The following is a 12,983-nucleotide window of genomic DNA, read 5'->3' on the forward strand; positions in this document are numbered from 1 at the left end:
CAGGGCGCGGGTCAGGCCCGAGTCAGGAGCTGGTCAGGACGACCAGCCGCTGGGTCGCCCGGGTCATCGCGACGTAGCGGTCCACGGCTCCCTCGATCCCCGTGCCGAACGCCTCCGGGTCGACGAGGACGACCAGGTCGAACTCGAGGCCCTTCGACAGCCCGGGGGTCAGCGAGCGGACGCGTGACGTCTCCTGGAACGCGGGATCGCCGATGACGCAGGCGGTCCCTTCGGCGTGCGCCGCGAGCCACTCGGCGAGGATCGCGTCACGATCCGCGACGGATCCGTGGACGACGGGCACGCCGCTGCCGCGGACGGAGGTCGGCACGTTGGCGTCCGGCAGCTCGGCCCGGATCGCCGGCTCGGCCTCCGCCATGACCTCCTCGGGCGTCCGGTAGTTGATGCCCAGGGAGGCCACCTCGATCCGGTCGAGCCCGACCCGCTCCAGCCGCTCCTCCCACGACTCGGTGAACCCGTGCCGGGCCTGCGCACGGTCACCGACGATGGTGAAGCTCCGGGACGGGCAGCGCAGAAGCAGCATCTGCCACTCCGCGTCGGTCAGTTCCTGCGCCTCGTCCACGACGATGTGCGCGAACGGCCCGGCGAGCAGGTCGCGGTCGGTGCCGGGCAGCGCGGTCTCGTCGATCAGGCTGTCCTGGAGGTCCTTTCCGCGCAGCATCCTCACCGCGCCCTCGCTCTCGTCGCCGGCCTGGTCGATGTCGGCGGTCGTGATGATCTCGTCGATCACGCGGGCCATGCGCTCGCGCTCGGCGGAGACGGCGGCGTGGTGCTGCCGCTTGCGCCGTGCCGCCTCGGGGTCGCCGAGCCGCTGCCGCGCCGCATCCAGCAGGGGCAGGTCGGACACCGTCCAGGCCTGGGCGTCCTCGCGCCCAAGCTTCCGGACGTCGTCGGCGCCGAGCCAGGGAGCGCACATCCGCAGGTAGGCGGGGACCGACCAGAGGTCCCCGACGACGTCGGTCGCCTCAAGCAGCGGCCATGCGCCGTGGAGGGTGTCCGCCAGCTCCCGGTCGTTGCGGAGCGACCTCTCGAACACCTCGGGCGTGAGGTCCCCGTCCAGCTTGGCCAGCAGGATCGTGGCCAGCTCCGCCCAGATCAGGTCTCGCGCCTCGTTGTGCGGCGTGCCCGGATCCGGTGCCGCGAACGCCTCGGCCCAGTCGCCGGCGCTCAGCCAGAGGTCGCCCCAGTCGGTCGTGACGTCCATTCCCTCGGTGGGCGGCTCCTCGTAGAACCTGACGGCCTTCTCGATCGCCTTCACCATGTCCGCGGAGGACTTCAGACGGGCCACCTCCGGGTCGGCCTCGGCCGCCGCCAGGGAGCCCTCGGCGACGAGGTCCCGCACGGTGCAGGTCTGCACACCTTCCTCACCGAGGCTGGGGAGCACGTCTTCGACGTAGGCGAGGTACGGCTGGTGCGGACCGACGAACAGCACGCCGCCGCGGCGATGGCCGAGACGCGGGTCGGAGTAGAGGAGGTGGGCGGTGCGGTGGAGGGCGACCACCGTCTTGCCCGTACCCGGACCGCCGTCGACGACGAGCGCCCCACGGGATCCCGCCCGGATGATGGCGTCCTGGTCCGCCTGGATGGTGGCGAGCACGTCACGCATCCGGGGCGACCGCGTGGCGCCCAGGCTGGCGATGAAGGCGGACTGGTCGTCGAGCGCGGCGTGCCCTTCGAGCCCGTCTGCGGTGAACACCTCGTCCCAGTAGTCGTTGATCCGGCCGTTGGCCCAGCGGTACCTGCGGCGGCTCGCCAGACCCATCGGGTCGGCGTGCGTCGCCGCGAAGAACGGCTCCGCCGCGGGGGAGCGCCAGTCGAGCAGCAGTCGGCGCCCCTCGCTGTCGGTGAGGCCGAGGCGTCCGATGTACACCGGCTCGGAGTCGTCCGCACCAACGACACGGCCGAGGCACAGGTCAAGGCCGAAGCGGCGCAGGGTGCGCAGACGATTGGTCAGGCGGTGGATCTCGGCGTCCCGGTCCATCGCCTCGCGGCCGACGCCGCCGGGCGCCCTGCGCGTGGCGTCGAGGCGCTCGGACAGTTCGGCGATCGTCTGCTCCAGGCTCTCCGCGATCGCCACGAAGTGCTGCTCGTCACGGGCGATGAGCGCCGCGTCGGCCTTGGAGGAAAGGTGGCCGGGAAGATCGAACGCACGGGTGGTCAGGGCGGTCACACGCACTCGGTGAATCTCCTATGTCCGCAGGTGGCTGGCGTAGATGGGCGATTGTGCGGCATGACCGGGGCCTTGCCGCAAGCCCCCCGGTGCGCTATAAGTTAAGAGTGGCAAGGAGTGAGTACACCTCCTCGGCCCCCTCGCCCGCGGTGTTCGGGCACACCCCCTCTCCCTTTCTCCCGCGTGACGATCGATGATCATCGCCTCGACGGACGTGCCCTACGATGAGCGCGGGAGGTCGAGAGCCGATGGTGACACCACCGCGCGGCGGACGGGAAGAGGCCCCGGGACTCCTCCAGGCCCTGGTGGGCACGGAGTGAGCGACAGGACGGCGCTCTCCCTGCGCATCGTCGGAAGCGAGCTGCCCGGACGCGTCTGCGGCGACCACCAGGACGTACATGTCGCGGTGCAACGCGGGCGCGAGCCGGACGGCGCCGTGCCGGCGGACGCGGCCGAAGCGGCGTGGGAGTTCACCGTCGAGACGCTCCTCGCACCTGACGGGACACGGGACTTCCGCGGCCCGTACGTCCACGGTCGGCGCGGCGCGCGCTTCCTCTACCTCACCTGGGGCGAGATGCCGCCCGGGGGAGCGTTCACGATGTTCCGCCGGGCCAAACTCTTCCTCGACGACCTCCCCGCCGAGGCCGTCGAGCGAGGCTCGGCCGAAGGGCGCCTCGGTCTGACCGACGCCTGCGGCATGCCGCTCTGCGCCGCGGTCCGCCCGCCCCGCATCCGGTGGACGCCCCGCTGAACAGGCGTCACCCGCCCGGCGGTTCCGGAGCGCGGGGCGTGAGCCCTTCCCGTACGCTCGCCGACAGGCAGCGAAGACACCAGGGAGTGGGCTCATGTCCGGACAGTTCGAGGCGACGACGGACGTGAACCGTCCCATCGACGAGGTCTTCGCGTTCCTTGCCGACGGCCGCAACGACCCGAAGTTCAGCCCCCGCGTGCAGACGATCGAGCGCGTCCCCGACACGCCGACGGCCGTGGGCACCGTCTTCCGCAGCACGGTGAAGGACGCCGGGATGAAGACGGCGCGCGAGTTCCGCATCACCGAGTTCGACGCACCGCACCGGATTCGCTGGGCCGAGATCTCGAAGAACAGCGTCACGGCCAGCCAGGGCGGTTACGACCTCGAACCCCTCCCGGACGGCGGAACGAGGGTCAGGATCTTCAACGTCCTGGAGGGCCACGGACTCGGCAAGCTCCTCGTCGGCCTGGCCCTCGGCGCCGCCCGCAAGGACGCCGACGCGTTCGGCCGCCGCATCAAGGCGGCGGCCGAAGCGTCGTGACCGGGCCGCACACGACGCTCAGGGCGTGACGTGGACGTTCGCCAGGTGACATCCCGCAGGCCGATGCGGGCGGGTCCGGGACGCGCCCGTACCGTAGGACTCGCGGGCGGCCGCGCGTCGCCCGAGCCCACGACGACCAGGAGCCCCGCACCGTGATCGCCCGCTCGTCCCGTCCCCTCCGCAGCGCGCTGTCGGCCCTCGCTCTGGTCGGCGTCCTCGCCGCCTCGGCGGTCGGCTGCGTGTCGTCCGGTGACGGAGGTGACGGCGACTCCGCCCCTCCCTCCCCGCCGCGCCCATCCCCTGGCGCGGTCGTCCCGCCCAAGCCCCACGTCGGATTCGACTACCAGATCGGCGGCCCCTATCCGCCGCCCCCGGGAGTCGGAGCGGTCTCCCGCGACCGCACGGCGAAGCCGGCGGACGGGCTCTACAACATCTGCTACGTCAACGCCTTCCAGGCCCAACCGGACGCCACCGACTGGTGGCAGGAGAACCACCCCGACCTCCTCCTCCGGACCGCCGAAGGGGAACCGGTCGTCGACCAGGACTGGGACGAGGCCCTGTTCGACGTCTCCACACCGGCCAAGCGCGAGCGGCTCGCCGGGATCGTCGGCGCATGGATCGACGGCTGTGCCACCGCCGGCTACCAGGCGGTCGAGGCGGACAACCTCGACTCTTACGAGCGCTCCCAAGGCCGTCTCACACCCGAACACGACCTCGCCTTCGCCCGGCTGCTCGTCGCCCGCGCCCACGCGGCCGGACTCGCGATCGGGCAGAAGAACGCCGCCGAACTCGCGCCGCAGGGCCGGAAACTAGGCTTCGACTTCGCGGTCGCCGAGGAATGCGGCCAGTACGACGAGTGCGAGCCGTACGCGACCGCCTTCGACAACCGGGTGCTCGTCATCGAGTACGAGCCCGAGGGCCTCACGCGGGCATGCGCGCGCTGGGGCCATACCCTCTCCATCGTCCTGCGCGACACCGATGTCCGCCCCGCGGGCCGAACCGGCTACGTCCGCGCGACCTGCTGAGGACCGGGGCACGACGGGCCGGGGCGTGACTGGGCGGGCACGCGCCCCGTACCCGTCACGGTCCGAGCATGCTTCGGGCTGCCGCCCGCACGTCAGGATCGACGTCCGACGCCAGCGCCGCGCAGAGCGCGTCCAACCGCTCCTCGTCTTCATAGGACTGACGGCAGACGTTGAGGATCGCGGCGCTCAGATGGTCGCCGGCGTCGTCGTCCGCGACGGCGTCGGCCGCCAGGACCAGACGCAGCCCGACGACGTCCCACCGTTCGAGCAGCGCCTCGGCCGTCTCCTGGGTGACGTACGTGTCGTGGCCGTCCAGGAGCAGCCGCCGCAGTACCACGGCCACGACGGCGTCCTCGGCGTACGGCGCCAGACGCCGGCCGGCGGCGGCCCTGACCGCCCACGACGGCGAGGTGGCGTCACTGATGAGGGCGTCGAGCATGGGCCCACTCTGGCACACGTCCGAGATCCGCCGTGTCGCGGTTCCGGGGGCGAACAGGCCGCCGATGCCAGACTGCGGGGATGACGACGCCACCGCGGGAGCCGGTGAGGCTGCGCAACGGACCGTGGGGCTACGGCCTCGTCACCAAGGTGCTGCACTGGGCGACCGCCGCGGCGATGGCCGCGCAGTTCACGATCGGCTACCTGCTCGCGGACGTCTCCAGCGGCCACGGGCGCGGGCGGGGCCGGGGGTCGGGCAGTGGGCACGGCCGGGGCAGGGGCGGGCCTTCGGAGACGATCCCCTCTTCACCGCGCATGTCCTGCTCGGCCTCACCGTTCTCGCCCTCGGCCTGCTCCGGCTCGGCCGGCGGATCGCGACACCACTCCCGCCGTGGGCGCCCACGCTCAGCCCCTTCGAACGGAGCCTGGCCCACTGGACGGACTACGCGCTGCTCGCCCTCACCCTGATCGTGCCGTCGAGCGGCCTCTGGCTCCTCGCCTCGGGCGAGGACGAGCTGCTCGGCGTACACATCACCGCGCACGTGCTCTTCTTCGCCGCGCTCGCGCTGCACGGCGGGCTCGTGGCGCGCCATCAGCTCTTCGTCAGGGACCGGCTGCTCGGTCGGGTGCTGTGACCCCCGGGCAGGGGTGCGCCCCCGGACCTGGCACGCGGGTGAGCGGGCGGGTCCGGGGGCGCGGGCGGAGTCAGGAGAGCTTGCCGTCGTAGTCCGGCAGCTTGAACGTCCGCTCGGCGTGACCGCCGACGAAGTCGGTGGGCCGGTTGCCGATGTTCGCGATGATCGTGTAGCCACGCGCCTCGATCTCGGCGCGCTTGGCCGTCTTGTACGTGCTCACCTCGTCGAAGAGGTCGGGCAGGCTACGCACGTACAGCCCGGACACCGGATACCCCACGGCCTTCAGGTTGTACTGGGTGAGCGCGTGGATGATGCCGGGGCGCGCGGTGACGAAGAAGACGGCCACACCGCGGGAGTGCGCGTAGCGGGCGAGGTCGCGGACGTCCTGCACGGCCGGGGTCGGCAGGTGCAGGAAGAAGTGGAAGTCCGTCTCCAGCGACGTGTTGTCGATGTCGAGGACGATCGCCTGCTTCGCGCCGTCGGCGTTCGCGCTGCGCTCCTCGATGTACGGCCGTGCCTGGTCGACGACCGCCTTGACGTCGCGTCGCCAGGTGCCGTAGTCGACACCGGCGAGGTCGGCGACCCCGCCCGTGGACGCGGCGGTCACGGCTGCGGGAGCCGCGGCCGGCGCGGATGCCGAGGGCGCGGCCATGGCCGTGGCCGGGGACGCGACCAGGATGCCGACTGCCGCGGCGGCGGACAGGGCCGTTCTGACGCGGAGGGTGTGGCGATGCATGTGGGGGATCTCCTGTGGACGGCGGCACGTCCGGGAGGACGTGCCGGGACGAACACGACGGTTTGGCATGTTCGCGACTAGATTCATGCCTGCGCGACGCCATGTCTACCGGTCGGTAGGAAATTCCTCGTTCACACGCGGTTAACGCACAACTCCCTTCCTCTGCACGGGACCTGCGCCTCGCCCCGCCGCCGCGTCCGGCCGTCGCTCGCCACCGGCCACCGCCCGTGCGCGGTACCGCCCCGGGGTCGTACCGAACTCACGGCTGAAGGCGTGCGAGAGCGCGTACGGAGTCCCGTAGCCGACACGGCGGGCGATCGCGGACAGGGAGTCCTGGGTGTCGCGCAACGCGGTGGCGGCCAGGGTCAGCCGCCACCAGGTGAGGTACGCCATCGGCGGCCGGCCCACCAGGGACGTGAAGCGGCGCGCCAGAGTGGGGCGCGAGACCCCCGCCTCCGCTGCCAGCCGGTCGTTCGTCCACGCGGCGGCCGGGTCCGCGTGCAGCGCACGCAGCGCGGCGGCCGCCACGGGGTCGCCCAGGACCGCCGACCACGCACCGCCGCTGCCCTGGGCCACCCAGGCCCGGATCATGTAGACGAGCAGGAGGTCGACCAGGCTCGGCACGGCGATGCCGGATCCGGGGCGCCCCGCGGTCAGCTCGCCGCCCAGCAGGTCGAGGGCGGCCCGCAGTTCGGGATGGTCCCCCACCCGGTGCGGCAGATGGACGACGGTGGGCAGCTCCGCCATGAGGGGGTGGACGCGGCTGTGATCGAGGCGGTACTTGCCGCACAGCAGCTCCACGCCTCCTGGCGCGGACGGGGCCGGTCGGCGCGGGCCCGGCGGACCGCCCGTCCAGCGCTCGAACGGCACCGCCCGTGCGACGGTCGCCGCGTCGGCCGGGGAGTCGGCGATCACATGCCCCGTACCGTGCGGCAGCAGCACCGCGTCCCCGACACCGAGCGAGACCGGTGAACCGCCGTCAGGAAGCAGCCAGCAGCCTCCCTCCAGCACCACATGGAAGCCCGCGCCGTCGTACGGGGCGAACCGCGCGCACCAACTCCCGCTCACCCGCACCCGGTCGGACGCTGCCTGCCCCATCCGTACGGTCGCGATCGCGTCGCTCACCACATCCATGGCGACACGGTATCTCCGGCATCACTCATGAGACGTATGCGTATCCACAGGAGCAGAACACGCATTGAGAGCCTCACCGAGGTCTCCCTAGGGTCGAGCCCATGAACACCACGAAGAGCCCGCAGCGCATGATGCTGGGAGACGTCGAGGTCATCCGGATCGTCGAATGGCGAGGCGCGTTCGCCCCGGCCCGCGGCCTGGTCCCCGAGTCCGGAACCGACCTGTGGCGCGACAACGAGGGGTGGCTCGCGCCGGACCACTGGGACCCGGAGACCGACAACGCCGTGATGGCGCTGCAGACCTGGGTCCTCCGCAGCGCCGGACGGACCGTCGTGATCGACACCGGCGTGGGCAACGGGCGCGAGCGGCCCGGCTCGCCCGCGTTCCACCACTGGCAGGGCGACTTCCTGGGAGGTCTGGCACGCGCCGGCATACGGCCCGAGGACGTGGACATCGTCGTCAACACCCACATCCACGCCGACCACGTCGGCTGGAACACCACCGATGCCGATGACGAGTGGGTCCCGACCTTCCCCCACGCGCAGTACCTCATCCCGGTCGCCGACGACGTCCACTTCGGGCCGGACAACATCCAGGGGAGCGGGCGGCACCCCGACGACCGGCTCGTGTACGAGGACAGCATCGCGCCCGTGCACCGTACCGGCCAGGCCGTCCTCTGGGACGGTACCCACCGCATCGACGAGCACCTCACGCTGGAATCCGCACCCGGGCACACCCCCGGCTCCGCCGTGCTGCGGCTCGCGTCCGGCGGCGACCGCGCGGTCTTCGTCGGCGACCTCCTGCACAGCCCGGTGCAGATCCTCAGGCCGTCCTGCAACAGCTGCTTCTGCCTGGACCCGGCGGCCGCCGTCACCAGCCGCGGAAGGATCCTCGAACGCGCCGCCACCGAACGGGAACTGGTCGTCCCCGCCCACTTCAGCGGCACGGGCATCGTGGAGGTCCGACGGGAAGCGGGCGCCCTCACCGTCGGCCGATGGCCCGCCGGCGGAACGCCGGCCCTCCCCGCGTAACGAGTTCCGCAGAGAGCCGAGGGAGGTGGGGGCAGGCCCGCAAGCCCGCTCCCACCCCCCCCCGCCCGCTTGCGAACGCCTCAGCCGGCGGCCTTGTACGCCGCCCTCAGCTTCGCCACCGCGCCCGTCAGATCACCCGTCAGCAGCAGGTGGTCGGCCTCGGCGAACGGCTTCGCCGTCGCCTCCGTGACGTTCTGCCCGATCTTGTGCTGGACGACCGTCCTGGCCCTCGCGAGCAGCGCCCTGCCTTCCGCCGAGGTGCCGTGGCCCGTCGCCTGGAGGACCTTCGCGGCCACGCCGATGGCCCGCAGCGCGGAATCCCCACCGGACGGAGCGGCCGTGAGCGTGGTCAGCCCCCAGCCGTACGGGAACTGCGGGTCGTACGCCGAGTCGCCGACGTTGACCGGCAGCTGCGCCTCGGACTTCGGCCAGGTGACCGGCAGCTGCCCGGTGAACGGGCGAGCACCGTAGAGGACGTCCGCCACGCCGTCGCCCTCCGTACCCGGCAGCCACGAGGCGACGAGGGCGTCGATCGCGCCGAGCCGGTCACCGATGAGCTGCGGGCGGCCGGAGACGACGAGGACGGCACACGTCATCGCGGCGCAGACCTTGTCGACGGCGGCCTTGTCGGCGGCGGTCAGTTCGAGGTCGTTGCCGTTGCCCACGTCACCGAACCCCTCGGCGTACGGCGTCTCGCCGACGACGACCACACCCACGTCGAAGCCGTCCGTGGCGGCCGAGGCGTCCTTGGAGTACGCGATCTCCGCATCGGGCGCCGCCTTCCGCATCCCTTCGAGAATCGTCGTACCGGGAGTCGTCCGCCCGGACGAGCCCTGCCAGCTGATGGTCCAGCCGCCCGCCTGGTTGCCGATGTCATCGGCGTTGGAACCGGCGACGTACACCTTCTGGGACTTCTTCAGCGGCAGCACCCCGCCCGCGTTCTTCAGCAGCACCTGGGACTTGGCGACCGCCTCGCGCGCCACCGCACGATGCCCGGCGGAACCGATCTCGCCGAGACGGGAGGTGTCCGCGTAGGGCTGTTCGAAGAGGCCCAGCTTGAACTTCTGCGTCAGGATCCGCGCCACCGCGTCGTCGATCCGTGCCTGGCCGATGCGCCCGGCCGTCACCTCGTCCTCGAGCGTCCGCGTGAAGTCCTGGTAGTTCGTCGGCACCATGATCATGTCGAGGCCGGCGTTGACCGACGTCCGCACGTCGCTGGGATAGTCGCCCGGGATCTGGTCGATGGCCTGCCAGTCGCTGATCACGAATCCGTCGAAGCCCATGCGGCCCTTGAGGACACCGTTGATCATCTCGGCGTTGGCGTGCATCTTCACCGGACCCTGGTCGTCGCCCAGGACGTCGAGCGAGGAGTACGACGGCATGACCGTGCCCGCCCCGCGCTTCACCGCCTCGGCGAACGGCGCGAGATGTACCGCCTCCAGCTCCTCCCGGGTGACCTTCGTGACGCCCTGGTCGATCGTGTACGAGCCGGTGGTCGAGGACCCGAACTCCGTGCCGCCGTCGCCCACGAAGTGCTTAGCGCTGGTCAGCACCTTGTCGTTACGGTCGAGGTCACGGCCGTCCCGCGCGCCCTGCATACCGTTGATCACGGTCTCCATGGCGGTCACCAGGGCCGGGTCCTCGCCGAACGCCTCGTAGGAACGTCCCCAGCGCTCGTCCCGCGTGACACACAGGCAGGGAGCGAAGTCCCACGGGATGCCCGTGGCACGCACCTCCTTCGCCGTCACCGCGCCGGTCCGCTCGGCGACCCGCGGATCACGGGACGCGCCGATGCCGATGTTGTGCGGCATGATCGTCGAGCCGACGACGTTGTTGTGGCCGTGCACCGCGTCCACGCCGTAGATCAGCGGGATCTGGAAGCGGGTCGCCTGCGCGCGCAGCTGATACGAGTCGATCATCTTCGCCCAGGCCGCGGGCGTGTTGGGGGAGGGCACCGACCCGCCGCCGGAGAGCAGCGAGCCGAGGTCGTAGGAGGCGATGTCGCCCGGCGACCGCAGCGCGTTGCGCTCCGCCTGCGTCATCTGACCGGCCTTCTCCGCGAGCGACATCCGCCCGAGCAGATCGGCGACGCGCTTCTTCACCGGAAGCTTCGGGTCCAGGTACGGCAGACCATGGGCGTCCACGACGACGAGCGGGTTCTCTGCGGGCGCCTTGGCGCCGGTCACGCTCAGCACGAGCGGGATCGTCTCGGCCGACTCCGCGGAACGGTCCTTCCTCGTGGCCACCGCGATCGACCGGGTCGCGCCGGAGGGCGTGCCCGCAGGGAAGGTGAGGGAGCCGGTGACCGGCGCGTAGTCGGCGCCGGCCTGCGCGCTGCCGCCCTCGGTCGCGTACGTGACGGTGACCGGTTCGGGGAGCGGGGTGGAGCCGGTCGTGGCGACGGAGACCTTCACCTCGGCGGTTCCGCCCTCGCCGACCGGATGTACGGCGGTGTCGGTGACGACCTTGGTGTTCAGGGCCGGTTCGGCCTTGCCGTAGAGCTCCACGCCGTCCAGGGCGAACGAGCCGGGGGAGCCGGGCGGCAGGGTGAGCGCGTACCCCCACATCTCGTTGAGCCCGAGGACCTGGTCGATTCCGCCCACCGGCTGGTAGTCGGCGCGGTACTGGAAGTCGGAGAACGGGATCTCGACGAGGTGCCAGCCCTCCCAGTCGTCCGTGAACGACGTGGTCCACAGCTCGGACGCCTCGCCGTTCGCGCCGCCGTCCTTGAGCTCGAAGTGGATGCGCCTGCCCGATCCGGGCGGCAGGGGAGCGGTGTTCTGGCCGTACCACCAGAAGCGGATGCCCTTGGACGCGGTCCAGTCGTGGGCGGGCTTGTCGAAGGCGAAGTCGTGACTGAACCCGCCCCAGCCGCTTATGTCGTAGTCGCCTTCGAGGACCTTGGCGCCCTCGGGGGCGTCGGTCCGCTCGGCGATCCGCAGCTTCGGCGGGTCGTCGGCGTCACTGCCCCAGGTGAAGAGGCCCTCCGCGGGCGGGTTCGCGAAGGGGACCTCCCCTTCGAACCGGTCGACGGCCACCGGCGCGGGCGGGGGCTCGTCGGCGGCGGCGCTCGGCAGGGCTCCGGTGAGCAGAGTGCCGAGCAGAGCGGTGACGGCGATCACCGCCGTGGTTCGTGGCATTGCGGCTCCTTGTGCGGGACAGGGGCGTACCGGGACGGGGACGTACCGGATCGGGAGGGGCTACCGGTTCGCGCGCCCGCTCACCCGCGCGTGGGCGCCGAGCGGCGGACGACGAGTTCGGTGGGCAGGACGACCGGCTCGCGCGGGATCGCTTCGCCGGCAAGGCCGGCGAGGAGCATCGCGGCGGCGGTCTCGCCCATCCGGCGCATGGGCTGGCGGATCGTTGTCAGCGCCGGTTCGGTGTGCCGGGCCATGGGGATGTCGTCGAAGCCGACGACGGCGACGTCCTCGGGGACGCCGCGCCCGGCCTCCCGCAGGGCACGCAGGACGCCCGCCGCGATGAGGTCGTTGTGCGCGAAGACGCAGTCGAAGTCCCTGCCCTCGGCCAGGGTCCGCCGGACGGCCGAGCGGCCCGTGTCCTCGGTGAACTCGCCCTCGACGACCAGCTCGGTGGGCAGGACGTCGCGGAAACCCTCCAGCCGGTCGCGTACGCAGCCGAAGTCGCGACGGCCCGTGACGACGAGCGGTCGCGTACGGCCCGAGGCGAGCAGATGGTCTGCGGCGGCCGCGCCTCCGGCCCGATTGGTGGTGGCGACCGAGGGGAACGCCGGGTGGTGACCGCGGTCGTCGATGAGGACGACGGGCAGACCGCGCCGGTGCATTGCCGTGATCGTGTCGAGGGTGTCCTCCGGCTCGACCACGAGGAGCCCGTCGAACGCCCTGGCCGAGACCTGGCCTGCGAAGTGGCGGACGGAGTCGGCGCCCCGGTTGCAGGTGAAGAGCAACATGCCGTAGCCGGCGGCCTCGACGGTGTCGACGACCCCCTGGAGGACCTCGCCCATCCACGGCCAGGTCAGCGAGGGCGTCAGCATGCCGATCGTGCGGCTGCTGCCACGAGCCAGGCCGACGGCCCCCGAGCTGGGGACGTAGCCGAGTACATCGATCACTTCGCGAACGCGGGCGGCCGTGGCGGAGTCGACCTCGACCCCGGTGTTCAGGACCCGGGAGACCGTCGTCTTGCTGACGCCCGCCTGACGTGCGACGTCGGCGATCGTGACACGCATCGGGGGCCTCCGCGTCGAGGGACTGACATCGGTGTCGGAACCGCTTCCGGAACCGGTTCCGGCGCGGTGCGGTGAGTCAACCGCCGCCCCGCCCCGCCGTCAAGAGTTCACACCGTGAACGTCCCAAACTCCTCCCTGCTCCCGGCAACTCCGGTCATGCGTTCAGGATTTGAATGCGTGACACCTTGACGGCCGCCCCGATGCCCAGTTCACTCTCGACTCGACTCGACTCGACTCGACTCGATTCGACGCGATGCGCTGCGACGCGGCTCGATCCGACGCGACTCGACGTGAGTCGAC

General features: G+C 71.7%; 11 protein-coding genes. 5 read left to right on the forward strand and 6 right to left on the reverse strand.

What is annotated here, in order from left to right; translation table 11 throughout:
- Positions 1-22 precede the first annotated feature (22 nt).
- Complete coding sequence (gene helR, locus ACZ3OF_RS18035; protein WP_467305840.1) at positions 23-2,188, reverse strand: RNA polymerase recycling motor ATPase HelR; 2,166 nt, start codon at positions 2,186-2,188, stop codon at positions 23-25.
- A 316-nt stretch (positions 2,189-2,504) separates the two neighbouring features.
- On the opposite strand from helR, the gene ACZ3OF_RS18040 reads away from it, so the two are divergent.
- The 3 genes from ACZ3OF_RS18040 (at position 2,505) to ACZ3OF_RS18050 (ending at position 4,505) form a co-directional block, all read left to right on the forward strand.
- On the forward strand, positions 2,505-2,939 hold the full coding sequence (locus tag ACZ3OF_RS18040; protein ID WP_467305501.1) for a DUF5990 family protein: 435 nt from the start codon (positions 2,505-2,507) through the stop codon (positions 2,937-2,939).
- A gap of 94 nt (positions 2,940-3,033) precedes the next feature.
- Positions 3,034-3,480 (forward strand): SRPBCC family protein, encoded by a 447-nt coding sequence (locus ACZ3OF_RS18045; RefSeq protein ID WP_361675661.1) that lies wholly within the window; start codon positions 3,034-3,036, stop codon positions 3,478-3,480.
- A gap of 152 nt (positions 3,481-3,632) precedes the next feature.
- Positions 3,633-4,505 carry an endo alpha-1,4 polygalactosaminidase gene (locus tag ACZ3OF_RS18050; RefSeq protein WP_361675658.1) on the forward strand — a complete coding sequence of 291 codons (873 nt, stop codon included), beginning with the start codon at positions 3,633-3,635 and terminating at the stop codon, positions 4,503-4,505.
- Positions 4,506-4,560: 55 nt separating this feature from the next.
- Here ACZ3OF_RS18050 and ACZ3OF_RS18055 read toward each other — a convergent pair whose 3' ends face one another.
- Complete coding sequence (locus ACZ3OF_RS18055) at positions 4,561-4,944, reverse strand: HEAT repeat domain-containing protein (RefSeq protein WP_467305505.1); 384 nt, start codon at positions 4,942-4,944, stop codon at positions 4,561-4,563.
- A 124-nt stretch (positions 4,945-5,068) separates the two neighbouring features.
- Between ACZ3OF_RS18055 and ACZ3OF_RS18060 the strand changes: the two genes are divergently transcribed.
- Positions 5,069-5,578, forward strand: coding sequence for a cytochrome b/b6 domain-containing protein (locus tag ACZ3OF_RS18060; protein ID WP_467305507.1), 510 nt, complete (start codon positions 5,069-5,071; stop codon positions 5,576-5,578).
- 70 nt (positions 5,579-5,648) lie between these two features.
- Here ACZ3OF_RS18060 and ACZ3OF_RS18065 read toward each other — a convergent pair whose 3' ends face one another.
- Positions 5,649-6,314, reverse strand: coding sequence for an HAD family acid phosphatase (locus tag ACZ3OF_RS18065; RefSeq protein WP_361675649.1), 666 nt, complete (start codon positions 6,312-6,314; stop codon positions 5,649-5,651).
- A 141-nt stretch (positions 6,315-6,455) separates the two neighbouring features.
- Positions 6,456-7,448, reverse strand: coding sequence for an AraC family transcriptional regulator (locus ACZ3OF_RS18070; protein WP_467305509.1), 993 nt, complete (start codon positions 7,446-7,448; stop codon positions 6,456-6,458).
- A gap of 101 nt (positions 7,449-7,549) precedes the next feature.
- On the opposite strand from ACZ3OF_RS18070, the gene ACZ3OF_RS18075 reads away from it, so the two are divergent.
- Positions 7,550-8,479: an MBL fold metallo-hydrolase gene (locus ACZ3OF_RS18075; protein ID WP_361675643.1), complete on the forward strand. Its 930-nt coding sequence runs from the start codon at positions 7,550-7,552 to the stop codon at positions 8,477-8,479.
- An 80-nt stretch (positions 8,480-8,559) separates the two neighbouring features.
- Here the strand turns inward: ACZ3OF_RS18075 and ACZ3OF_RS18080 are convergent, their stop codons facing one another.
- Positions 8,560-11,619 (reverse strand): glycoside hydrolase family 3 protein, encoded by a 3,060-nt coding sequence (locus ACZ3OF_RS18080; RefSeq protein WP_467305511.1) that lies wholly within the window; start codon positions 11,617-11,619, stop codon positions 8,560-8,562.
- Positions 11,620-11,699: 80 nt separating this feature from the next.
- Positions 11,700-12,683, reverse strand: a complete 984-nt coding sequence (locus ACZ3OF_RS18085) for a LacI family DNA-binding transcriptional regulator (RefSeq protein ID WP_467305514.1) — start codon at positions 12,681-12,683, stop codon at positions 11,700-11,702.
- Positions 12,684-12,983 lie beyond the last annotated feature (300 nt).

Source organism: Streptomyces sp. NPDC022552, assembly GCF_055561875.1.